Consider the following 22705-nt stretch of genomic DNA (forward strand, 5'->3'; position numbering starts at 1 on the left):
CCGAAATCGTATAGACGTCGCTAACGTCTAGAAAAGGAGCGGCTCATGAAACAGAGTTGGTGGTCCATCGCTACCGGTTGCATCTTCGCGGTCCTGAGCCTTGCCGGGTGCGGCTCGCGGATGGAGCTTCCCCGGCATATCGGCGCGAGCCTCAACGGTATCGCTGCCACCACCGACAGCAGGCAGCTCCTCTACGTGGACCCCGGGACACCCGGGCGCCCGCAGGCGTTTTTGTACCCAGTGCAGCACACCCTGACCGGGTGGGAGCAGGCCCTCCCGCAGGTCCCGGTGAACCTCGGCAGAAACGGGGTGGCTCCCCCCTTCGAAAAGCGCGAGGGGGACGGCCGCACCCCTTCAGGCATCTTCCCGCTCACCCGCGCCTTCGGCTCGGTCCCGGCCGTCACCGGGAGCTTCCCGTACCGGCAGGTCGACGCGCAGGACCTCTGGGTCGACGACGCGCAATCCCCCGACTACAACCGCTGGGTGGTGCGCGGTGCCACGAACGCCTCCTCCTTCGAGGAGCTTTTACGCCCCGATCCCCTCTACCGTTACGCGATAGCCGTCGACTACAACAGCGAACCCGTGGTGCGGGGGATGGGGAGCGCCATCTTCATCCACGTCGAGCGCGCCCCCGGCGCAGGCACCGCCGGATGTGTTTCGATGCCTGAGGCGGAACTGGTGCAGGTGATGCAGTGGCTTGATCCGGCAAAGAGGCCGCAGGTGGTGATAGGCGCCCCCTCGGCCGTCACGGTCGCGGCCGACGGGGTTAAAAGCGTGCTCCCCGCCGATCTCTCTCCCGTTTTAAAGCAGCGGCTCTCGGCGGGGGCGCGCCTTCTGGCACTCAGGCAGGGAAGCGGCTTCTTCGCCGCCGCCGTCACCCTCCCACCGGAGGTTGCGGCACGGATGCAGGAAAAAGGGGGCTGGCGTCCGGAGTGCCCGGTTCCCCTGCAGGAACTGGCCTACCTGGTCACCTCCTTCTGGGGGTTCGACGGCGTGCGGCATTACGGTGAACTCGTGGTGCACCAGGCGCTTGCCGCCTTTTTCATGGACGCGCTGCAGCACGGCTACAACGGCCGCTTCCCGATCGAGAGGATGGAGCTCATCGACGCCTTCGACGCCGACGACTTCCGCTCCATGGCCGCCAACAACAGCTCCGCCTTCAACTGCCGGGAGGTCCCGGGAAGGGCCGGTGTCTTCTCGCGGCACAGCTACGGCGCGGCGCTCGACATAAACCCGCTGCAAAACCCCTACCTCATGCTGGAAGAGGCGGGAAGGGAAAAGGGCGCCCGGGTTTACGGGGGCGCCGCGGCGCTCGAGTTCTGCCTCGGCAACCCCGCCCTCTGCCGCGTTCTTCCCGCCGCCTCGGCCCCCTATCTCGCCCGCAACGAGCGCCTGCCGGGCATGTTGCAGCCGGGAGACCCGCTCCTCGCCGCGTTCAAAGAGCGCGGTTTCACCTGGGGGGGGAGCTGGCGTTTCCCCGACTACCAGCACATCGAGTTCGACCCCGCGAAGCTTACCCTTCCGTAATAAACCCACATTATTTTCCCGATCAGGCTACGGCCCCCGCGACGATGTCCCCCCAGCCTCCCCCGGGAGGGGGGGGCGTCCAGGAGCAGTGGCACCTGCGGAGTCAGTCCCCTGGCTGCGCTCCCCGCCGTACCACCATTCCCGCCTAATTTTCTCTTGTATACCGATATTCTCGATTTTTTCGCTAAGGTTTTTCCTTGTGCCTGTCGATACACCGAGAAAAATCCCGGAGGTACTTAATGAAAAAGATGCTGAAGGTGACGGTGTGCGGGTTGGTGGTGCTGGCTGCGGCGGCAGCCTACGGGGAGGAAATCAAGGTAGGGGGAGGGGGCGCCTCCATGGCCGCTGTCTTCGCCCCGGTGAAGGCCACGTTCGAGAAGGCGACGGGCGACACCCTGCTGGTGCTGCAGTCCACCCCGAAGGACGGGCTCGTCGACCTCCTGAACGGCAAGCTTGACATCGCAGCCGGTGCCGTCCCGCTCGAGTCGATGGTCAGCGGGGCCGAGAAGGACGGGGTAAAGGTGGACCGTGCCCGCCTCATGGTGACCCAGGTCGCGTTGAACCGTACCGTGATCTTCGTTCATCCCTCCAATAAAGTGGCGCAACTCTCCAAGGAACAGCTGAAGGGGATCTTCACCGGGAAGATCTCCAACTGGAAAGAGGTCGGCGGCGACGACAAGGACATCATCGTCGTCTGGGGCAAGGCGACGCCCGGGCAGAACGCCCAGTTCAAGAAGGAGATCCTCGACGGCGCCGAGGTCGCCAAGGACATCCTCGACACCACCAACTACGCCAAAATCAGGGAGAGCGTGGCGGCGACCCCCGAGGCGGTCGGCATCGACCCGCACGGCCTGGCTGACGCGACGGTGAAGGTGGTGGAGAGCCCGGCTCTCACCATGCCGATCATCGCTATCACCAACGGCAAGCCCTCGCCCAGAGTGCAGAAGGTGCTCGACTACATCAAGGGCGAAGGACAAAACTACGTGAAGAAGTAGTCGCTCAGGCCTTCAGACAGAGAAACGGTGCCTTTACATGACGATAAAGACCAAGCTTATCAGTAACGCCCTGCTCACCCTCGCCGGTATCGCCATCATCGGCGGGGTGAGCCTTCTGGGGATGAAATTCGTTCAGGGAAAGCTCTTCATCCTTACCGAGCGCTCCACCCCGTTTCAGCTGAAGACCATAGAGATGCAGCGCTCGCTGCAGGAGCATACCGCAAACCTCGCCGAGGTTGCCTTCGCAACGGACGTGAACGCCCTGGCCGCCGCCCGCAGCGCGAGCGAGCGGACCCTCTCCGATCTGCACAAGGTGAGCGGCGAACTGGCGATCCTCAAGGGAGGGGAGGGGGGGGACGGCACCAGCGGCGAAGTGGAGCGGCTGCAAAGCCTCACCTCCGAGATGCTCGCCACCACACAGGCGCGCCTCAAGGCCGAGGAGGGGGCGCGCCAGGCCGACCTCGCGATGAAGCGGGAGCTCCAGGAGATCACGCGGAAGCTGTCCGAGCTTGACGTCACCATCCAGAAGCGTCAGAAGACATCGGCCCGGCAGCTTTCGGCCTCCAGCGGCTCGGCCAGCGACATCACCCAGAAACTCATGAGCCTCACCACGGCGCGGGACTACCTGAAGGACGCGAACTACGCCCTTTCCGAGCTCCTGAAGGCCAACGGCAAGAAAGGGGTGATCATCGCACGCGGCAAACTCGACGCGGCGCTGAACGAGTTCGGCAAGAACCGCCTGGTTGCCGCCGGGGATGCCGGCGTCAGGGTCCCCGCCGAAATGGCGGCGGAGGCGCGCCGGCTCGTCAACGGGCCCCAGGGGCTTTTGGAGCTGAAGGGAGCCGTGCTCTCCAAAGGGGGGGAGCCCTCCCCCGAGTACGAGCAGATGGCGCAGAACGTATCGGCCAAGCTCTCGGGTGCGGTGATCGAGATCGAGCAGTCGGTCACCATGGCGACGGGTAAGTACCAGCAGGAAAGTCGCAGCCACGATGATTCGCTTAAGGGGTCGAACCTTGCAGGGGACATCCTTGCCCAGAACGGCACCCTCCTCTCGTTGGGGCTCGACATCAAGAGCGACATCAGGGAACTCTTCGCCGCGCGGACCAAGGAGGAGATCGCCCAGGTCACCGGGGAGCTCCAGGCGAGGTTCGCGGCCGCCGAGGGGATCGCGAAGCGCATGGCGGCGCAGCTTGGGAGCCGCAGTCCCGAGCTCGGCGTCCTGCGCGGCGTGCAGGCGAATCTTGCCGGCATCAAGGGGCAGCTCCTCTCCAAGGAGGGGGTTGTGGCTAAGCTGCAGCAGGTGGTCCAGGTGCGCAGCCAGGCGGGTGCCCTGAACCTGAAGTTGAAGGAGCTCGTGGCACAGCAAAACGAGCGGGGCAAAGATGGGGTGACTGCGGCCCAGACCGAACAGGAGAAGGCGGTCGCCTCGGTGAACCGCGTGGTGCAAAGTTTCGTGTTGGTGGTGGCGCTTCTTGGGGGGGCGATGATCGTCTTCAGCCTGGTGACCGGAATCCTCCTGACCCGTTCCATCACCACGCCGGTACGGGAACTCACCGTACTTGCCGAGGGGTTCGGCAGCGGCGATTTCAGCGGCAAGCTCGACGCCGGGCGCAAGGACGAGTTCGGAGCCCTGGCGCTGCATTTCAACCAGACCTCCGCGAAGCTTGGCGAGATCACCGGGGCGCTTGCCGGCTCCATCGGCAGGCTTGCCGATCACTCACGGCATCTCTCCATCACGGCCGAGGAACTGGCGCAGGGAGCCCGCGAGCAGGCCATCGCGACGGAGCAGTCGGCGGATGCGGTTGGCCAGATATCGCAGAGCATCAACGAGGTGGCGGGAAGCGCCGCCCAGGCGTCCGAGGCGTCCCAGCAGGTGCTCACGACCGCGCAAGAGGGGGGCGAGATCGTCGCCGGGACCGCGCAGGGTATGGAGCAGATCGCGAGCTCGGTGCGTGAGGCGGCGGCCCTCGTGCACAACCTCGGTGAGCGTTCGGAACAGGTCGGCTCCATCGTCGACATCATCAACGACATCGCCGACCAGACCTCGCTTCTGGCGCTGAACGCCTCCATCGAGGCGGCCCGGGCGGGGGAGATGGGGCAGGGGTTCGCCGTGGTGGCGGACGAGGTGCGCAAGCTCGCCACGCGCACCACCGAGGCGACCACGGAGATCGCCGCCATGATCCGGGAGATCCAGGACGGGACCTCGCGCACCGTGCTCGCCATGCGCGCCGGCAACGAGAACGTCGCGGAGGGTGTGCGCCGCGCCGGCGAGGCCAGTCGCTCGCTCAAAGATATCCTGGCCGCCTCGAACCGTGGTGCCGAGATGGCGGAGCGGATCGCGGCCGCGGCCGAGCAGCAATCGACCGCCATGGTGGAGATATCCGCCAACGTCGACGGCATGGCCGACATCACCAGGAGGTCGGAGCACTCCACCGACGAGGTGAGGCGCGCCTCGGCGGAACTGCGGCAGATCGCTGAGGAACTTTCCGGTATGGCAGCCTGGTTCCGCTGCAAGGCGGCTTAGCGGGAAGGGCGTCGGGCGGTGCCCGACGTCCGGTGGAAGAAACAGTTCGGCGCGTCACTTCCGTGGCGCGCCGTTTTTTGTTCGCGGTTGAGAGAGGGGGGGCGGTCAGAGGCCGGCACCTTCGGTGAGCATCTTCTGCGCCACCAGGCGCGTGTCCACCCGGTAGCTCCCTGCGTCGAGCTGCGCCTTGATCGCCGCTACGCGCCGGGCCTGTTCCCGGTCCAGCTCCTGTGTCGAGATACTCGCCAGGGACGACGAGAGCTCCACCACGTCTTCCTGCTTGGCCGATTGAGGTTGCTGCCGTTTGGCAGGTGGGCGCAGCGGGGTTTCCATTCTCCCTTCCACGGGGAGGGCCGACTTCGCCTGATCTATCTTCGAGGTAACGTCCATTTTTTCCTCTTCGTTGAACTCGGTTGGGAACGTTGCATCTATTTGAATGGTAAACGTTTCCGACACTGAAGCACAGTGAGTTTTCTTTCATGGAGCAGCCGTTAACCTGCCCGTTCCACCTCTCTGCGCCGCGGTCCGCAGCGCCCGTCCCTATCAAAAAAAGAAATATTAATTTATTGACATTAAAAGTCGCTAAGTTATTTTTGTGTGGTGCCTACGGGACGCCGCGGGCAAGTGGCGAAAAAACGGTGTCAAAGGAGGAGGTTATGGCTAGCGCGCAACTGCAGACGCAGACCCAGGCTCCGGCGAACGCGCCGGTCACGGTAGTGAAACAGCATTCTTTCGGAACCTTCGCCATCAGCGTCACCCTCTTCATCATCCTGGCCATTGGCCTCTTCGTCTACCTGGTCCTAAGGCGCCAGGTCCCGCCGAAGCATGTGGACCAGAAGGCGGGGGACGAAGGAGAGGACAACTAGGAGGACGCCATGCAGAGGGAACTTGCCGTGTCGGTGGACTGGCTTTGGGAGCGGATCAAGGAAGGAGAGCCGCTCTTTTTTATCGAGCTGCATCACCCGGGGGACGTCGACCTTTCGGTGCACAAGGTGCGCGGCGCGCTTGTTGCGAATTTCGACGATGTGCTGCGTCACCTTCCGGAACTGCCGCGCGACCGGCTCGTCGTCATCTGCACCACGGTCCCCGGGGATGAGCCGGCCCTTGAGCTGGCCTTGCGGCTGAAGGATGCGGGGATCGAGGCGCGCGCCCTCACCGGGGGGGTGCTGGAGTACCTTAAGGCCGGGCTCCCCGCGGAGGAGCGCCGCGCCGCTCGGGAGATGACCCGCAATCGCGGGCTGTAGCCGTTACCGGCGCTCTCACGAGCCGTGCCCCCCTAAAGCCTTGCGCGAGTTGACAGGGGGGCGAAGGACGCTATATTGGTATGCGTTAATTTTTCCGGCGCCCCCGAAGGCGTCGGCCGCAACATCGGGTAAGCGATCAATCCACGCCGGCGAGGGCCGGGCTAGGGGCGCTCGCCGCAGGCGGGGCCTAAAAATTGGCAGGAGGCCTGTACCAGCGGGTGCTCCTCAACAAGGAGGCTGCGATGAAAAGAGTCACCAGCTTTATCTGCATGATGGTCCTGGCCGTGATGGCGTTTGCCGGTACGGCGCAGGCAGGGGAACGGGCGGGGGCATTCAGCATCTCCCCCTTCGTCGGCGGGTACGTTTTTGACGACGACGACCAGGCATGGCTCAAGGAACACCGTCTCATGGGCGGCCTGAGGCTTGGCTATGACTGGACCGACCACTTCAGCACCGAGCTTGTGGGGAGCTACATGAAAGGGCAGTACGCCAGCGTCGACCGGCACTTCGGGATCTATTCCTATCACCTCGACCTCCTCTGGAACTTCATGCCGAGGACCGCGTTCGTACCTTACGTCGCGGTTGGCGGCGGCGGGACCACCGTCAGGTACGACGGCCCCAACTCGCATGACGGCACCTTCAACGCCGGCGGCGGCCTCAAGTTCTTCATGGGCGACAACCTTGCCCTCAGGCTCGACGCCCGCCATATCCTCGACTTCCAGAACAAGGACCTCGACGACAACATCGGCAACAACTGGGAATACAGCCTCGGCCTCTCCTTCGTGATGGGTGGGAGAAAGGCGGCCATGGCCCCCGCCAGGGCGACCGCCGCACCGGGCGGCCCCGCCGAAGAGAAGGCTGCCGCCGAGCCTGAGCCGCAACCTGCACCGGCCGCCGCGACCGAACCCACCCCCGGGCACTACAAGTACTGCATGACGCTCCAGGGCGAGTTCGACATCGACAAGGCGATCATCCGCGATGACCTTCGTAACCAGATCGCCCAGGTCGGCAACTTCATGAAGAAATACCCGACCACCACCGCCGTCATCGAGGGGCACACCGACAACGTCGGCTCCTACAACCACAACATGGAACTCTCCCAGCGCCGCGCCGAGGCGGTGGTGAACTACCTGGTGGAACAGTACGGCATCGACCGTTCGCGCCTCTCCGCCAAGGGGTACGGCTTCACCCGTCCCATCGCCGACAACGCGACCGAGGAAGGGAAACAGAAAAACCGCCGCATCGAGGCGATCATCGACTGCGCCTTCGACGTCCAGCAGCTCCCCCCGCCGCAGCGTCTTTGCATGTCGCTCGTACTCGATTTCGACACGGGCAAGGCGGATGTGAAACCGCAGTACCGCGACGAGATCGCCAAGGTGGCCGACTACATGAAGCGCTACACCACGACCACCGCGGTCATCGAGGGGCATACCGACAGCACAGGCACCCCCGAGCAGAACATGAAGCTCTCGCAGCAGCGTGCCCAGAACGTGGTCGACTACCTGGTGAAGAACTTCGGCATCGAGCGCTCCAGGCTCTCCGCCAAGGGGTACGGCGCCACCCGTCCCATCGCCTACAACAAGACCGCCGAAGGGCGTGCGCAAAACCGCAGGATCAACGCCATCATCGACTGCGTGATTCAGAAATAGCCATGGACAACGGCCAGGGAACCCCGCTCATCTCAAGCACCCTGGCCTTCGGCAGCCTGTCAACCGCCGCAGAAATAGCCCATCACGCATGGGCTATTTTTGTTGGTCCAAGGAGAAAGAGATGAATAAGACCGTGGTTACCCTGCCGCAGGTCTCCCTGATCGCGGCGACGCGCGTGTTGCTGGGAGGCGGCTTGGGGCTGCTGCTGGCCGATCGGCTGAGCGGGCGCCGGCGCAGGCTTGCCGGCTGGACGCTTTTTCTTGCCGGTGCCGCCAGCACCATTCCGCTGGCGAGGATGGTGCTGGGAAAACGATGCGAAGACTGAAGGCGCTGCCGCCGGGTGAAGGGCGTTGCGGCAGCCGATGAAGCGCCGCAGCGTGAAAAGCCGACCGATAGTCAGCGGGGGAGGTGGAAATGCACAAACGGAAACTGGGACAGTACGGTTTGGAGGTCTCCGCCATCGGCCTTGGCTGCATGGGGATGACCTGCGGCTACGGGCACCGGGACGATGCCGAATCGATAAGGGTGCTGCGCCGCGCCGTGGAACTTGGGGTGACCTTCTGGGACACCGCGGAGAACTACGGCCCGTTCAGCAACGAACAGCTCCTTGGGCTCCTCCTGAAGGAGGTGCCGCGCCAGAGGCTCGTCATCGCGACCAAGTTCGCTTGGCGCTTCGGGCCGCACGGCGAACTGATCGGTCTGGACAGCAGCCCACCCCAGGTGCGTCGCTCGGTCGAGGGGTCGCTAAAGCGGCTCGGGACCGACTACATCGATCTCTACTATCAGCACCGCCTAGACCCCGCCGTCCCGGTGGAGGAAACGGTGGGGGCGCTTTCCCGGCTGGTCGAGGAGGGGAAGGTGCGCCACATAGGGCTCTCGGCGGCGGGGCCGCGCGTGGTACGGCGCGCCCACGCCGTGCACCCGCTCTCCGCGGTCCAGGCGGAGTACTCGCTTTGGGAGCGCGGGGCGGAGGAAAAGCTCATACCGGTACTGCGCGAGCTCGGCATCGGCATGGTTGCCTACAGCCCGATGGGGCGCGGTTTTCTTGCCGGGAAGATCCGGACGCCGGAGGACCTGGAGCCGTGCGACCGGCGCCGCAAGAACCCGCGCTTCTTCGCCCACAACTTAACGCACAACTTCACGCTGGTCTCCATGGTGGACGAGATCGCCCGCACCCATGACGCGACGCCTGCCCAGGTCGCCCTGGCCTGGATTCTCAGGCGCGGCGGCGACATCGTCCCGATTCCCGGGACCAAGCATACGCGCTACCTCGAGGAGAACACCCAGGCGGTGGGGCTCAGGTTCGCCGAGGACGTCTGGTGCGCCCTGGACCGCTCCGTCGCCTGCTTCGATGTCGCCGGGGAGCGCTGCGAAGAGGACGCCCTTCGCTTCACCGATGACTCCGAGTAGGGCGCAGTTTCCGACCTTTATCAGTCACAGACACATCCATTACAGTATCTGTTGCATGATTCATTGTCATAGAGCACGAGCGACATGGTTTAACTTTGCTCAATGACTTGCTATATTCATGGCAGGAGCCGACCGGGCTTTCCTGCCGACCGTTTCCGGGCCGCCCACAGCGGCCCGCCAGGTGCGGGAATGGAACCGGCCGATGCTCCGAGACCGTCAAGGCTAAAGGAGCAGCGCCATGAGCAAGGATCCCCTTATCGCACCCGCCACCGAGACCGACGAACTCTGCATCAACACGCTGCGCTTTCTGGCGGTAGACGCCGTGCAAAAGGCAAACAGCGGCCACCCGGGGATGCCCATGGGGGCCGCCGCCATGGCGTACCTGCTCTGGAGCAGGTTCTTGAAGCACAACCCGCGCGATCCGGGGTGGTTCGACCGGGACCGCTTCGTCCTTTCCGCCGGGCACGGCTCAATGCTTCTCTACGCGCTCCTGCATCTCACCGGCTACGACCTCCCGATGGAGGAGCTTAAGCGCTTCCGCCAGTGGGGAAGCCGCACCCCCGGGCATCCCGAGCGCGGCGTGACGCCGGGGGTGGAGGTGACGACCGGCCCCCTTGGGCAAGGTTTCGGCAACGCGGTCGGCATGGCCATGGCCGAGGCGCACCTGGCGGCGCGTTTCAACCGTCCCGGTTTCCGCCTGGTGGACCATCACACCTACGTCATCGCAGGTGACGGCGACCTGATGGAGGGGGTGGTCTCGGAGGCGGCGTCGCTTGCCGGGCACCTGCGCCTCGGGAAACTGATCTGCCTTTACGACGACAACCGCATCACGCTCGCCGCCTCCACCTCGCTCAGCTTTTCCGAGGACCGTGCCGGGAGGTTCCGCTCCTTCGGATGGCAGGTCCTGGAGGTCGAGGACGGCAACGATCTGGCGGCACTCGGAGAGGCGCTCGAGGCGGCGCGGGCGGAAGAAGAGCGCCCGTCGCTCATCATGGTGCGCACCCGGATCGGTTTCGGCTCTCCTGCAAAAGAGGGGAGCTTCGAGGCCCATGGCGCGCCGCTCGGGGGCGAAGAGGTGCTGGCCGCCAAAAGGCGGCTTTCCTGGCCCGCCGAGCCCCCCTTCCTCGTCCCTGAACCGGCGCTTGCGCGCTTCAGGGAGGCCGTAGAGCAGGGGGGAGCACGGCAGGGCGCGTGGGAGGAGCTGCGCGAAGGTTACGCGGCGCAGTACCCGGCAGAGGCGGCGGAACTTGCCCTTGCCATATCCGGGGAACTCCCCGCCGGGTGGGAGGAGGTGCTCCCGCACTTTGCCGCGGACGCGAAGGGGATGGCGACCCGCGCCGCGTCCGGCAAGGTGCTGAACGCACTCGCTTCCCGCCTGCCGCAGCTTTTCGGCGGGTCCGCCGACCTCAATCCCTCCACGGTGACCGCGCTTGCCGGCAAGGGGGACTTTCAGAGCGAGGCGTGGCAGCCTGAAGACCGGCAGGGTGCCGTCGGGGGCGTGTGGGGCAGGGAGGGCGCCAACGTCCACTTCGGCGTGCGCGAACACGGCATGGCCGCGGTCATGAACGGCCTTGCCGCCCACGGAGGGGTCATCCCCTTCGGCGCCACCTTCCTCACCTTCTCGGACTACCTGCGCCCCTCGCTGCGCCTGGCCGCCCTGTCGGATCTAAAGGTGATCCACGTCTTCACCCACGACTCGATCGCGGTGGGCGAGGACGGTCCGACCCATCAGCCGGTGGAGCATGTCGCGTCGCTCAGGGGCATCCCGCGCCTTTTGGTGCTGCGCCCCTGCGACGCCAACGAGACCGCATTTGCCTGGCGGGCCGCGCTCGAGACGAGGAATCGGCCGGTGGCGCTCGTCCTGTCGCGCCAGGCGGTTCCCACCCTGGACCGGGCGGCCTGCGCCGCGGCCGAAGGCGTGCTGCGCGGAGGCTACGTCCTGGCCGAAGGTGACGGCGGCACGCCGCGGCTCATCCTCATCGCCACCGGCTCCGAGGTCTCCCTCGCGCTGCGGGCGCGTGACCGGCTCCAGGAACAGGGGATCGCGACGCGCGCCGTGTCGATGCCGTGCTGGGCGCTCTTCGACGAGCAGCCCCGGGAGTACCGTGAGTCGGTGCTCCCACCGGAGGTCCCGGCAAGGCTCGCCGTCGAGGCGGGAAGCCCGTTTGGATGGCACAGGTACGTGGGGAGCGCCGGCGCGGTGCTGGGGGTGGAGGGGTTCGGAGCCTCCGCCCCGGGCGAGGTGGTGCTCACCGAATACGGCTTCACCGTGGACAACGTCTGCAGGCTTGCCCTGCAGCTGATCGGAAGGGGGGAGTGACCAGAGGGTGCTGAAGGCGCCTCATGCTCCCTGCCGGGAAGGAGCGATCATGAGAGATACGCCGATCACGAGGCTGCGCTGCTGCGGCCAGAGCGTGTGGCTTGACGGCATCGGCCGTAGCATGCTCCTCTCCGGCGAGCTGGCTGCGCTGGTACAAAAGGACGGCGTGAGCGGGCTTGCCTCCACCGTTGCGACTCTGGAGCGGCTGGTAGCCGCCGGGAGTGATTACGACGCCTCGATTGCGCTCCTTTCCCGGCGCGGGCTCGGCGCCACCCATATCTGCGCGGCTCTCCTCACCGAGGATGCCCGTCTTGCCGCCGAACTGCTGCGCCCGGTCTACGAGCTCTCCAAAGGGGAAGAGGGGTTTGCGACCCTCGAGGTCTCCCCCCGTCTTGCCAGAGACGCCGGCGCAACGGTTGCCGAGGCACGGCGTCTTTGGGATACCGCCGACTGCCCCAACCTCTACATCAGGATCCCCGGCACCCTTGAAGGGGTCGCCGCCCTGCGCCAACTGGTGCGCGAGGGGATAAGCGTCTGCGTCACCCTGGTCTTCAGCGTGCCCCGATACCGCGCCGTTGCCGACGCCTACCTGGACGCCCTGGCGCAGCGGGCTGCCCGGGGGCTGCCGCTTGAGTGCGTCACCTCGGTGGTGGAGCTGCCGCTCATGCAGATCGACCGCCTGCTCGAACCGCTCCTTTCAAGCATGGCCCGGGGGGAGAACGCGGAGAGGTCCCTTGCGGAGGTGCTGAAGGGGAAGGCCGCCATCGCCTTCGCGAAGGCCCTGCGCTGCGTGAACCGGGAGATCCACGGCAACGATCGTTATCGCGTCCTCGCGGCGCGTGGCGGGCGGGCGCAGAGGCTCGTGTGGGCGAGCTCCGGCGCCGGCGACCTCGACCTCACTTATCCCGAGGCGCTCATCGGTGCGGACACGGTGCAGCTCATGGCGCCGGGGATGCTGGCCGCCTTCCGGGAGCACGGCACCTCCGTCTGCCGTCTCGATGACGGTGTGCAGGAGGCCCTCGTCCTCCTGGAGAACCTCTGCACCCTGGGGGCGAACCTGCACCACCTGGCCCAGGAGCTGGAGGACGAAGGGGTGGAGCGCCTGACCCGTCACTACGACAGCCTCTTGCGCAACATCGAACTCAAGCGGGGAGCGGCCTTGTAGGGGTGAGGATGACGGCGTATTGGCCGCAATCTGCAGCCTCTTGCGGGATGCAGTATTGGCGTGTGCAAATTAATTGTTGTCAATATTGTGTCGCTGGTGCGAAAAAGGCTAGAAAAGTGAATAAGTTTCCCGCGATCGCGCCGGAATCAAGGTGGACGCGGCTTGGCAATGCACAGTTTGGTGGAAAAAACTGTGGATAAGTTTCTGGATCGCCCGGATATCCTGCCGTAGATCGCAGTTTTTTACCTGTTTGCCTAAAAAATGTGCAGTGCACCGGATGCGCCGAAGGAAGCGGGTAGCAGGGGTGTGACGGTGCAGAGTGGGGTGGCGGAAAGAGTTCAGGCTCCTTCCGCCTGCGAAGCGGAACCGGGGGGGAAACCGAGCTCCTTGGCGAGCGCCGTATGGCGATAATTGAAGATCTGCCGGACCCGGTGCGTCACAAGCGGCGCGGCGAGCCGTCCCAGGGGCCCGAAGGGGAGCACGTAGTGCACGATGTCGGTCATCAGGGTCCCCTGCGGCGTCTTTTCGAAGATGTGCTGGTGGTGCCAGAGCCGGTACGGGCCGAAGCGCTGCTCGTCCACGAAGAAGTGGGGCTCGTGCATGTGGGTGATCTCGGTGACCCAGTTGACGGCGAGGCCCAAAAAGGGGGTGACCGTGTAGGTGACGATCATCCCCGCGTGCATCTTGTCCGGCAACTCACCGGTGATCCTGAAGCCCAGGTCCGGCGGCGTTATGAGCGGCAGGTTCGCCGGGTGGACGAAGAACTCCCATGCCCTTTCGATGGGCATCGGCAGCAGCTGTTCCTGCTTCAACCTGTACATCTTCATCGCGTTCCTTCCCTCTACCAGAGTTCGATCTCGGTGAGTGCCTCTTGCTGCTGCTCGATCGCCTTTTGCCAGCAGTAGCGGTCGCGTTGGGCGAGCTTGTCGCTGCGCCTTGAGTCCACTTTCCTGCGGTGCACCGCGAAGTCCCCGTTGGAGAAGTGGATCACCCGGCCGAAGTCCCCGCCGATGTCCATGGCCTCAACGGGAATCCTCTCCTTCTCCATGTACTGCAGGATGAAGCGGCAGTTCACCTGCCCGACACAGAAGAAGTTGTCCTTGGAGCTTTCCGGGTTGATGATGGTGGCCCCGCCGAAAATCTTGGCCCTCACGTGGCGCCGGTCCGTCCCTTGGGCCATCATGGCGTTGATCAAGAGATCCATGGCGTGGATCCCGTAGCGGCCCGCGTCGGTGATGTTGAGGGGGAGCTCCTTTGAATAGCGCGGGTTGCTCAGCATGAAGTGGTTCATGCCGATGATGCGCCGTACCGGGTCGTAGAGGCACGCCGCGATGCAGGAGCCCAGAAGCGTGGAGATGACGCAGGGGCCGCCGGTTACGTACAGCTCTCCAGGCGAAATAGTGACCCGCTCTCCGTTTTGGTACTTTTCGATCTTCATCGGGTACCTGTCTCCTGCGGGTTGTGCAGCACCGCGGCAAACTACGCCAGCACCTGCCTGATCTTCTCCCGGAGCTTTTCCATCTCAAGGGGCTTCTGGATGTAGTGCATCCCCGACTCCATCACTCCCCGCTGCACCACGGTGTCCGCGGTGTGGCCGGACATGTACAGCACGCGGACCTCGGGCGCGAACTCCTTGATGCGTGCCACCATCTCCCGGCCGTTCATATCCGGCATCACCACGTCGGTCAATATCATGTCGATTTCGCTGAGCCTGTCGCGGCAGATCTCCACCGCCTGCAAGGGGGCCTGCGCCTGGATCACCTTGAGCCCCATCTCCTCCAGCAGCCTCGTGGTGAGCCACAAAAGCATCTCCTCGTCCTCCACGAGGAGGATCGTACCCTGCAGCTGCTGCTCATCGGCCGTGCCCCCCTCGGCGCTTTCCCCCTGTTCCGGCAGGCGCGGCAGGTAGATCCGGAACACCGCCCCCTGACCCGGCTCGCTGTAGACGTTGATGAAACCGCCGTTCTGGCTCACGATGCCGTACACGGTGGACAGCCCGAGGCCGGTCCCTTTGCCCGCCCCTTTCGTGGTGAAGAAGGGCTCGAAGATGTGCGCCGCGGTCGCCTTGTCCATGCCGCAGCCGGTATCACTCACGGTGAGGCGCACATACTCGCCGGCGCGCGCGTCCGGGTGCAGGTAGGCGTACTGGCTGGTGATCTGGATGTTTGCCGTCTCGATGGTGAGGCTTCCCCCTTCCGGCATGGCGTCACGGGCGTTCACCGCGAGGTTGATCAGGATCTGGTCCACCTGTGAGGGGTCGATAAGCACGCACCAGAGCTCCTGCACCGGGTGGAAGGTGAGCTGCACGTCTTCGCCGATCAGCCGCAGCAGGATCCGGTTCGCCTCTTCGATCTGACGGTTGAGATTCACCGGCTTGGGCGAGATCACCTCCTTGCGCGAGAAGGCGAGGAGCTGTCGGGTGATGTCGCTCGAGCGGCGCGCGGCGTTTATGATGAGCTCCAGGTACTGCCCCACGGGCTCGCCGTCCTCGAGCTTTCTTTTCGAAAGTTCCGCGGCGCCGGAGATGACGCTAAGCATGTTGTTGAAGTCGTGCGCCACTCCCCCCGCCAGACGACCGATCGACTCCATCTTCTGGGACTGGCGGAACTGTTCCTCCAGGTGCTTGCGCTCGGTCGTATTGATGAAGGCGACCACGGCTCCCACCACCTTCCCCTCCTTAACCTGCGGATAGCACCAGTACTCCACCGGGAAGCTGCTGCCGTCTGAGCGCCAGAAGACCTCCTCCTCGACGTGACCGACCTTGCCCTGCATCATGGCCTTGTGCGCCCTGCACTCCGCTTCCGGCATCTTGCGGCCGTCGGGGTAGCTGTGGTGCATCACATCATGCATGTCCTTGCCGAGGAGCTCCTCGGCGCCCTGGTAGCCGAGCATCCTGACGCAGGCGCGGTTGCAGAAGGTGCACCTCCCCTCGAGGTCGATGCCGTAGATCGCCTCGCCGGTCGAGTCGAGCAGAAGCCGCAGCCGTTCCTCGCTTTCCCTGAGAGCCTCCTCTGCCAGCCAGCGCTCCGAGATCTCCTCCTCGAGCTGTGCGGCCTGTTCCTGCAGGCTTTCCTGGGCCGCCTGCCGCTCTGTGATCTCTTCCTCGAGTTGCACAGCGTTCTGCTTCACCTCTTCCTCGGCCCTTCTACGCTCGTCGATCTCCTGCTTTAGTTGCCAAAGGGCGTATCCCATACCGGACACGAGGACCAGGGAAAGGGCTTTGAGGAGGCTCAAACGCCAGTCGACTCGGCTGGTGTAGCGCTGCACCCGGAGCATGACGCCGCTCGTTTCGTCGGTAATCGCCACCTCCTTGATGGCGTGATGGTCCGTGGTGTCTCGCTGCGGAGAGGTGGCGAGGATGCGACCGTTGATGTCGGAGAGGCTTAAGTGGTAGAGGCGGGGGCGGGTCTGCGAGATCAACTGCTGCAGCAGCCGGTCGCAGGAGTACACCCCTCCGAAGAGTCCAAGGAAAGTACCGTCCCGGTAGACCGGGACCCAGATCTCAAAGGATGGTCTTCCCTGGATCGCCTCGAAAGGACGGGTATAAACCGCCTTGCGCTGCTCGCGGGCCAAGTGGGAGGCCCGTTTGGGCTCCGGGAGGTTTAGCTGCAGGCCGACGATCTGACGGTTGGGGGCAAGCGGTGCTACGTCGGTGATGGTGAAGTCGGCGTCGACCCAGGTGACGTTGATCAGCTCGGGATGGGCCTGCACGTACTGGCTGACCCTCTCCTGGAACAGCCCGGCATTGAGCTTCCCAGAGCTCCGCTCGTAGGCGAGCATCTCGAGGTAGCTCTTGTTCCCCTCGAGGGTGATCTGAAGCGATCCGCTGAAGGTCCTGGTGCGGGAGGTGAGGTCGCTTTCCTTGGCCCTTTCGTTATTTCCCTCGGTAAACCAGACGATGAGTGTGAACACGCACAGGAAGATGGCGAACAGTACGATGCTGTAGCGTAGTGCGACCGACCGGTTGTCGGTGCGATCTTGCTGGGGCGGGGAGTAACTCGTCTTCGGCACAACTTCCTCCGGCGGGACAGGGTGATGCACCGCTCATCGGCATTTTGGCGGAAACGTTGAGTTATGAAGCGCCGTCGAGCAGCCTCGGGCGACTTAATGATAACAGCAAAAAACGGTTGCACAAACGGGCGAACCCGCCGTTGCCGGCGGGTTCACTGGTGCTGCGTCCGTTGGTCTCCCCCTCCCGGGGAAGGGAGGGGGAGGTGACGTCGGTTATGCGGGGAAGTTTCTCGAGATGTGCAGCCTCAGGATGTCTTCGAAGTCGCTCTCCTGGTCGCCGCGGTAAACCATCGAGGAGCCGAGCTCGGCGGCGAGGATGGCGCAGAGGTACTTCTGCGGCAGCGTGGCGATCCTGCGGCGGTAGCGCGCGTTGTCGGCGATGAGCACCGGCAGGTGGGCGAGCACCGCACGGCGAAACGGCGGCTGGCCGAGGAGTTCCGGGCGCCCCTGGAAGAAGCGGAACAGGCGCGCGTAGTGGCCGTTGATCTCGGTGCTGATGGCGTCGGAGATCTCGGTGCACGGCAGGACCGGGTTGTCGCGGTGGCGCTTCAGGATGAGGCGCGCCTCGTCCGCCGCCCGCTTCTCAAGGATGGCGATCACCCCAGACACGTACTCTTCCTTGTCGGCGAGGAACTCGGCATCGCTCATGAGCAGGTTCGCGATGATCTCGTAGGAGGAGGAGATGACGCCGCACTTGTTGGCCGAGGCGTCGCGCATGATGATGACCCCCTTCTTCTGCAACTGCATGCGCGCCTCGGGCGTGATGAAGGAGTTGGCCCCCTCCACGATGGCGCGTGCCGAAGGGGTGCCGTCGGAGAGGAAGAAGCGTTCCCAGTTGTTGGCGTCGATGGTTTCGGGACGCCCCCCTCCCGGGATGAAGAGGTCGGCCTCGGTAGTGAAGGGAAGCTCCCCGAAGAGGCGGGAGAACTCGTCGATGGAGATCCACTCCTCGGAAAGTCCGTCCGCTTTCATGGTCGCCTTGCGGTACAGGGTCTTAAGGCCCTCGGTGCGGCTGCCGCTTCTGAAGAGCATGAAGCCCCCCTCGTGCAGCGCCTTCGGGTTGAAGGCGTCCAGGTCTTCCTTCAGGAGGATGCGGGAGAGCTCTTCGTGGCGCGCCCCCTTCGGATCGAAGAGTGCCGCGGTCCCGTCCAGGATGAGGCGGATCTGCATCCGGGGGTAGCGGTCCAGCATGATGCGCATGGCGTTACCTGCCACGTCACCGTTGGGGCCGCCGGTGAACTTCACGCTGAAGGGGTGGTTCACCATGTCGATGCCGAGGTCGGCCATGGTGATCTCAGCGAAGCGGACCACGCCGGTAGAGGTGACGCCGAACTCCTTGTGGTTGATGCCGACCGTCTTGCTGGACATGATGCCGATGCCCAAGAGGTAGCCGCGATTTTTGGAGATGCGCGCGATGCTCTCGATCATGGAGTCGTGCATGTTCTCGTCCGGGCCTAATTCGATCGGCTCGTCCTCGCGGTAGTAGTCCACCACCGCAGGGAGCTTCGCCACGCCATTTTGGGTCACGAAGATGTCGAGGAAGGCGTTCGCCACGCCGTACTGCAGCTTGTAAAGTCTAAGCGTCTCCAGGTCGCGCTCACCGCTTCTCTGCAGGTCCCCCGCTTCGAGGATCAGCACGAGTTTGGATCCCCCCTCGTAGATGTCCTTGTTCTTCAGGTGCTGCGTGTGGGCGAGGACGAAGTTCTCACGGAAGATGGTGTTCGCGTTGGTGATGAAATCGTCGCCGTTCCTCGCGATCACCGTGCGCCAGCCGCCGCGGGCGATGTCGGAGAAACCTATGTGGTAGCCGAAACCGAAGCGGCTGAAGAAGAAGGTGACCCGGAAGGGGAGGGCGGTGGGAAGATCCGAGGTGAACTCCCGGCCGAGTTCGGTCAGGTAAGCCGGGTCGAGCCTGAAGGCGAGCGCCTGTTTTTCCGCCACGTAGAAGTTCGTTTTCAGGGTGTGCTTTATGAAGATGAGGCAGCAGCGGAAGATGGCGCGGCGCACCTCGTCAAGGTAGCGGTGGCCCGTGTTGTAGTCCTCAACGACCCGCTCGGTCTCGGCGAGGGCGCTCGGATATATCAGCTCACGGTCGGCGGCCGCGGGGGCGAAACGCACCGAGAAGAGCTCGGTCAACTGCAGCGCGATCTCGGGGTGCGAGAAGAAGGCGCTCTTCACGTCGTCCAGGCCGAAGCGGTCCGGCTGGTTGTGGGCGAGGTTCGTGTGGCAGAAGGCGATGAAGGCGTTCACGAGGGAACCCTGCCGGCCGCTGAAGGTCCCCTTGGTGACGAAGTCGCGGTAGGCGTGGGAATTGGTGGCGAGGATCTGGGTGTTGCAGAGCTCGTCCCTCAACAGGCTGAAGAGCTCGCTGCCGCGGGAGAGGATCTCACCGTCGCGGCGGCGCACGTAGAAGGTCCCGAGGAAGACCGGGTGTACGCCGTTGGAGATGGTGAGGCAGTAGGCGCGGTTCACGCCGAGGTCGAGGCGGTTGAACACCTCCATCACCTGGAGCAGGAAGTCGTGCTGCGGCGGGTTGGCGACGGCGAAGTGGATGCGCGATTCCTTGCCCCCCTCCATCTCCTCGACGTCCAGGTAGAGCCCGCCGGCCTGGTTCCCTTTCTGATAGAGGTTCAGCACCTGGGCCAGGCGCTCGGGCCAGGCCATGCGGACGTAGTTCTCGTTATTGAGCCAGATGATGCGCAGGAGGCGGTCCAGGTCGGCCATGGCGAAGTCAGGGTAGCTCTTGCGCAGCGCCTGGGCCACTTTGGACCGGATCGCGGAAGGAACCTCGGTTCCGCCCCCCTCAAGGATCTCCTTGTTGCTTTTCCTGTCGAACTCGAAGCGCTGGATCTCGAGGGTGCGGTCGCTTCCGGGGAGCGGGTTCTCCGAGTGGCCGATCATCGCGTACGAGATCTCGCGCTCGGGAATGCGGCGCAGCGTGTCGTACAGGGAGCCCGGTACGTTGGGGAGCGCCTGGATCAGGCATTTCTCCCGGTCGGTGAGCACGAGACGGCGGTTTTGGGTGAGGCTTCCCATCTCCCGTTCGAGAAGGGCCATCGCCTCCGGCTCGTCCTTCATGGCGATGAAGAAGTAAGGGGGGAACTGCTCCATGAGCCAGGAACGGTTCTCGGTAATCTGGGTGCTCAGTCTTTTAAGCTCTGCGGCTGTTGCTTTCATTGCTCTTAACTCCTTTGCAAGAAGTGAGTGAATTTCTCCCCCTCCGCAAGGGGAGGGGGGACCAGGCTAGAACATAAGCTTCGCCAGTACGAACCCGATCCCTATCGATGAGAAGGTGGCGACGAGCCCCGGGATCATGAAGCTGTGGTTCAAGACGTAGCGTCCGATGCCCGTTGTGCCGGTGCGGTCGAAGTTGATCGCGGCGACCACGGTCGGGTAATTCGGGATGAAGAAGTAGCCGTTCACCGCAGGGAACATGGCGATGAGAAACGGCGCCGGGATGCCGAGGCTTATACCGAGCGGCATGAGGGCCCGCACCGTCGCCGCCTGGCTGTAGAGCAGGATGGAGAGGACGAAGAGGGCGAAGGCGAAGAGCCACGGCGCGGTGGTGACCATGTCCTTGATGGAGCCGCTCAGGAAGTCCATGTTTCCCTGGAAGAAGGTGTCACCCATCCAGGCGATACCGAAGATGGCGATGACCGCCTGCACCCCGGCGATGAAGACGCTCCCTTCGGCGACCTTGTGGATCTTCACCTTGCAGAGAAGGAGCATGAGTGCGGCGATGGAGAGCATAACGATCTCGATCACATGCGGCATCCCCATCTTCTCCTTGTTCTGGGCGGGGCGCTTGTCGTCGAACTTGACGATATGGTAGCCAAAGGGCGTCTTTATCACTTCGGTCAGGTCGCCCGGTTTCTTCAGTTTTGCGCACGCTTTCTCGAATTCGGGGATCATTTTCCCTTTCGCCTGCCAGCCGAGGTCGCCGCCGGTGGTCGCGGTGGCGTCGATGGAGCACTGCTTGGCGACATCGGAGAAGCTCCCGCCGGATTTAAGCTGAGCGAGCACCTCTTTCGCCTCGGACTCGCTTTTCACCACGATATGGCTGATGCGGGTGTCGCTACCGACGCTCCACTCGGGGCGCATCTGCGGGAAGGAGCCGAAAAGGACCACGAGGATGGTGCCGAGCAGGAAGAGGGCGACCGCGATCTTGGCGGTTGCCGGGGTGTTCCTGATCGCCTCGTTCACCTTGGCGGTATCGGTGTGGGCGGTGCGCGGCGGGGGAACGGTCCCCTCCTGCAGGCGCTTCTGGTATTCCGGATCCTGGTCCAGTTCCTTACCCAGCTTGTTGGAGATGAAAGCGGCGATGATGACGCCGATGAGTGTGGAGGGGATACAGACCTTCAGGATGTCGATCAGTTCGACGTTGAAGCCGAACTTGGCGGCGGAACCGCCGAGAAGACCAAGGAGGGCGACGGTCGCCGCTGCGATCGGGCTTGCGGTGATGGCCTGCTGCGATGCGATGACCGAGATGGACATCGGGCGTTCCGGGCGGACCCCAGTCTCGCGCGCCACCTCGGCGATTACCGGCAGCACCGAGTAGGCGACGTGGCCGGTACCGGCGAAGAGGGTGAAGAAGTAGGTCACCATCGGACCCAGGAAGGTGATGCGGTCCGGGTTGTTCCTGAGGATGCGTTCGGCGAGTGCTACCAGGTAGTCGAGCCCCCCGGCCGCCTGCAGGACGCCGGCGGCGGTGACCACCGCGGCGATCATCAGCATGACGTCGATGGGCGGTGCGGTAGGCTGCAGGTGAAACACGAAGGTGAGGACGGCGAGTCCGAGGCCGCCGAGAACGCCCAGGCCGATACCGCCCAGCCGGGCCCCTACGAAGATTGCTGCCAGTACCACTGCGAATTCCAGCCAGAACATGATGATTCTCCCCTCTGAGATGGTCGGACGTCCACGCGTCCATGACCTTGACATAGCATCGGGGATGCCAAGGGGATTTTGTTTGAAGAAGTGCTGTAGTTATAGGTGGTTAAGTGGCGCAGATGAGTGGCGTGCCCAGACGGAGGGGTATGCCCGCGGGAATAGGGGCGGCGGTAGTGGCGTGGAAAGGTGCGAAACTACAGCGGCTTAGCGTCCGGTATGACGAAAGGCATAGTATGCCCGCGGGCATACCCCTTTTTGTGGAAGACAGGATCTTCCGCTACGGAGGTCCGCGTTCCCGCCCCCGGAGGGGGAGGGACAGGGAGGGGAGCGAAGCGGCTCATGCCTTCCCCCCTCCCAGCCTCCCCCCTCCGGGGGGAAGGGTGGATGAGGTGACGCTTGGCAGAGTCTTTCATAACAGGTGGGTGCATTCGGGACAGCGGTAAGCCCGTCTCAACGGGATGGGGGCGCGGCGGGTGCCAACTCGCGCAGGGTGCGCTCGATTGCGGGGATGTCGCAGCCGTCGACGATTCGTTTGCCGCCGTCGAAGACGATGGTCGGCACGATCTCGCCGCCGTATCGCTCGCGCCACTCCTTGCGTGCGTCGGGGTCCTTGCGGATGTCGCGCACCGTGAAGGGGATTTGTTTTGTGGTGAAATAACTTTCCACCTCTTCGCAGTAGCTTCAGCCGCTGCCGACGAACATCACGATGGTCGGGTAGGAGCGGGCGCCGGTTTCCAGCGCCGGAGCCGTTGCGCATCCCACGAGCGACGGTGCGAGTAAAAATACGGCAAAGGCCGCCACCAGGGACATAGTCCACTGTCGCCGGAAAAGCCGGACACCCCTCTTTAAATATTTTGTCATCGGTTCCTCCGCATAATTTTCTCTTTCTGGGAATCCTGGAAGCGGATTCAATCTGTCCATGAATCGTTGCACGACCCCAAGCGTCCCCCCCTTTGCGAAGGGGGGACAGGGG

The 22705-nt window shown here is 64.2% G+C and carries 18 protein-coding genes; 10 read left to right on the forward strand and 8 right to left on the reverse strand.

The features are described 5' to 3' along the window. Nucleotides 1–45: 45 nt before the first annotated feature. From E8L22_RS18040 to E8L22_RS18050, 3 genes are all read left to right on the forward strand, one after another. Entirely contained in the window at nucleotides 46–1527 is a 1482-nt protein-coding gene (locus tag E8L22_RS18040) for a M15 family metallopeptidase (protein ID WP_136526515.1), read from the forward strand. Nucleotides 1528–1766: 239 nt separating this feature from the next. Then, the gene (locus tag E8L22_RS18045; RefSeq protein WP_136526516.1) at nucleotides 1767–2522 is read left to right on the forward strand and encodes a substrate-binding domain-containing protein; all 756 of its coding nucleotides are present in this window, start codon (nucleotides 1767–1769) and stop codon (nucleotides 2520–2522) included. A 37-nt stretch (nucleotides 2523–2559) separates the two neighbouring features. Further along, nucleotides 2560–5046 (forward strand): methyl-accepting chemotaxis protein, encoded by a 2487-nt coding sequence (locus E8L22_RS18050; RefSeq protein ID WP_136526517.1) that lies wholly within the window; start codon nucleotides 2560–2562, stop codon nucleotides 5044–5046. 105 nt (nucleotides 5047–5151) lie between these two features. Here the strand turns inward: E8L22_RS18050 and flgM are convergent, their stop codons facing one another. Continuing rightward, nucleotides 5152–5436, reverse strand: a complete 285-nt coding sequence (gene flgM, locus E8L22_RS18055) for a flagellar biosynthesis anti-sigma factor FlgM (protein ID WP_136526518.1) — start codon at nucleotides 5434–5436, stop codon at nucleotides 5152–5154. A gap of 266 nt (nucleotides 5437–5702) precedes the next feature. Between flgM and E8L22_RS18060 the strand changes: the two genes are divergently transcribed. From E8L22_RS18060 to E8L22_RS18090, 7 genes are all read left to right on the forward strand, one after another. After that, nucleotides 5703–5912 (forward strand): hypothetical protein, encoded by a 210-nt coding sequence (locus E8L22_RS18060; protein ID WP_135872095.1) that lies wholly within the window; start codon nucleotides 5703–5705, stop codon nucleotides 5910–5912. Between the two features lie 9 nt (nucleotides 5913–5921). Then, entirely contained in the window at nucleotides 5922–6290 is a 369-nt protein-coding gene (locus E8L22_RS18065; RefSeq protein WP_136526519.1) for a rhodanese-like domain-containing protein, read from the forward strand. Nucleotides 6291–6532: 242 nt separating this feature from the next. Further along, nucleotides 6533–7939 (forward strand): OmpA family protein, encoded by a 1407-nt coding sequence (locus tag E8L22_RS18070; RefSeq protein WP_136526520.1) that lies wholly within the window; start codon nucleotides 6533–6535, stop codon nucleotides 7937–7939. 121 nt (nucleotides 7940–8060) lie between these two features. Continuing rightward, nucleotides 8061–8264 carry a hypothetical protein gene (locus E8L22_RS18075; RefSeq protein WP_136514171.1) on the forward strand — a complete coding sequence of 68 codons (204 nt, stop codon included), beginning with the start codon at nucleotides 8061–8063 and terminating at the stop codon, nucleotides 8262–8264. An 89-nt stretch (nucleotides 8265–8353) separates the two neighbouring features. Continuing rightward, on the forward strand, nucleotides 8354–9349 hold the full coding sequence (locus E8L22_RS18080) for an aldo/keto reductase (RefSeq protein ID WP_136526521.1): 996 nt from the start codon (nucleotides 8354–8356) through the stop codon (nucleotides 9347–9349). Nucleotides 9350–9587: 238 nt separating this feature from the next. Then, nucleotides 9588–11669, forward strand: coding sequence for a transketolase (gene tkt / locus E8L22_RS18085; RefSeq protein ID WP_136526522.1), 2082 nt, complete (start codon nucleotides 9588–9590; stop codon nucleotides 11667–11669). A 49-nt stretch (nucleotides 11670–11718) separates the two neighbouring features. Further along, nucleotides 11719–12834, forward strand: a complete 1116-nt coding sequence (locus E8L22_RS18090; protein WP_136526523.1) for a transaldolase family protein — start codon at nucleotides 11719–11721, stop codon at nucleotides 12832–12834. 338 nt (nucleotides 12835–13172) lie between these two features. Here E8L22_RS18090 and E8L22_RS18095 read toward each other — a convergent pair whose 3' ends face one another. From E8L22_RS18095 to E8L22_RS22040, 7 genes are all read right to left on the reverse strand, one after another. Beyond that, complete coding sequence (locus E8L22_RS18095) at nucleotides 13173–13661, reverse strand: SRPBCC family protein (protein WP_136526524.1); 489 nt, start codon at nucleotides 13659–13661, stop codon at nucleotides 13173–13175. A gap of 14 nt (nucleotides 13662–13675) precedes the next feature. Then, a complete protein-coding gene (locus E8L22_RS18100) occupies nucleotides 13676–14272 on the reverse strand; it encodes a chemotaxis protein CheD (protein WP_135872083.1) in 597 nt (198 codons plus the stop codon). 41 nt (nucleotides 14273–14313) lie between these two features. Then, nucleotides 14314–16845, reverse strand: coding sequence for a hybrid sensor histidine kinase/response regulator (locus tag E8L22_RS18105; RefSeq protein WP_136526525.1), 2532 nt, complete (start codon nucleotides 16843–16845; stop codon nucleotides 14314–14316). A gap of 213 nt (nucleotides 16846–17058) precedes the next feature. Beyond that, on the reverse strand, nucleotides 17059–20022 hold the full coding sequence (locus E8L22_RS18110; protein WP_136526526.1) for an NAD-glutamate dehydrogenase domain-containing protein: 2964 nt from the start codon (nucleotides 20020–20022) through the stop codon (nucleotides 17059–17061). A 66-nt stretch (nucleotides 20023–20088) separates the two neighbouring features. Next, the gene (locus E8L22_RS18115; RefSeq protein WP_136526527.1) at nucleotides 20089–21729 is read right to left on the reverse strand and encodes an anaerobic C4-dicarboxylate transporter; all 1641 of its coding nucleotides are present in this window, start codon (nucleotides 21727–21729) and stop codon (nucleotides 20089–20091) included. A 453-nt stretch (nucleotides 21730–22182) separates the two neighbouring features. Beyond that, nucleotides 22183–22398 carry a glutaredoxin family protein gene (locus E8L22_RS22035; RefSeq protein ID WP_407925355.1) on the reverse strand — a complete coding sequence of 72 codons (216 nt, stop codon included), beginning with the start codon at nucleotides 22396–22398 and terminating at the stop codon, nucleotides 22183–22185. A 15-nt stretch (nucleotides 22399–22413) separates the two neighbouring features. Then, complete coding sequence (locus tag E8L22_RS22040) at nucleotides 22414–22593, reverse strand: hypothetical protein (RefSeq protein ID WP_407925356.1); 180 nt, start codon at nucleotides 22591–22593, stop codon at nucleotides 22414–22416. Between the last annotated feature and the right edge of the window lie 112 nt (nucleotides 22594–22705).

The sequence above is a fragment of the Geomonas ferrireducens genome, from assembly GCF_004917065.1.
GTDB classification, from domain to species: Bacteria; Desulfobacterota; Desulfuromonadia; order Geobacterales; family Geobacteraceae; genus Geomonas; species Geomonas ferrireducens.

Coding starts and splice junctions, on each gene's coding strand:
- E8L22_RS18045 (WP_136526516.1), top strand. CDS start 1,767: ATGAAAAAGATGCTGAAGGTGACGGTGTGCGGGTTGGTGGTGCTGGCT.
- E8L22_RS18090 (WP_136526523.1), top strand. CDS start 11,719: ATGAGAGATACGCCGATCACGAGGCTGCGCTGCTGCGGCCAGAGCGTG.
- E8L22_RS18040 (WP_136526515.1), top strand. CDS start 46: ATGAAACAGAGTTGGTGGTCCATCGCTACCGGTTGCATCTTCGCGGTC.
- tkt (WP_136526522.1), top strand. CDS start 9,588: ATGAGCAAGGATCCCCTTATCGCACCCGCCACCGAGACCGACGAACTC.
- E8L22_RS18070 (WP_136526520.1), top strand. CDS start 6,533: ATGAAAAGAGTCACCAGCTTTATCTGCATGATGGTCCTGGCCGTGATG.
- E8L22_RS18095 (WP_136526524.1), bottom strand. CDS start 13,661: ATGAAGATGTACAGGTTGAAGCAGGAACAGCTGCTGCCGATGCCCATC.
- E8L22_RS18110 (WP_136526526.1), bottom strand. CDS start 20,022: ATGAAAGCAACAGCCGCAGAGCTTAAAAGACTGAGCACCCAGATTACC.
- E8L22_RS18065 (WP_136526519.1), top strand. CDS start 5,922: ATGCAGAGGGAACTTGCCGTGTCGGTGGACTGGCTTTGGGAGCGGATC.
- E8L22_RS18080 (WP_136526521.1), top strand. CDS start 8,354: ATGCACAAACGGAAACTGGGACAGTACGGTTTGGAGGTCTCCGCCATC.
- E8L22_RS18075 (WP_136514171.1), top strand. CDS start 8,061: ATGAATAAGACCGTGGTTACCCTGCCGCAGGTCTCCCTGATCGCGGCG.
- E8L22_RS18060 (WP_135872095.1), top strand. CDS start 5,703: ATGGCTAGCGCGCAACTGCAGACGCAGACCCAGGCTCCGGCGAACGCG.
- E8L22_RS18100 (WP_135872083.1), bottom strand. CDS start 14,272: ATGAAGATCGAAAAGTACCAAAACGGAGAGCGGGTCACTATTTCGCCT.
- E8L22_RS18050 (WP_136526517.1), top strand. CDS start 2,560: ATGACGATAAAGACCAAGCTTATCAGTAACGCCCTGCTCACCCTCGCC.
- flgM (WP_136526518.1), bottom strand. CDS start 5,436: ATGGACGTTACCTCGAAGATAGATCAGGCGAAGTCGGCCCTCCCCGTG.
- E8L22_RS18115 (WP_136526527.1), bottom strand. CDS start 21,729: ATGTTCTGGCTGGAATTCGCAGTGGTACTGGCAGCAATCTTCGTAGGG.
- E8L22_RS22040 (WP_407925356.1), bottom strand. CDS start 22,593: ATGACAAAATATTTAAAGAGGGGTGTCCGGCTTTTCCGGCGACAGTGG.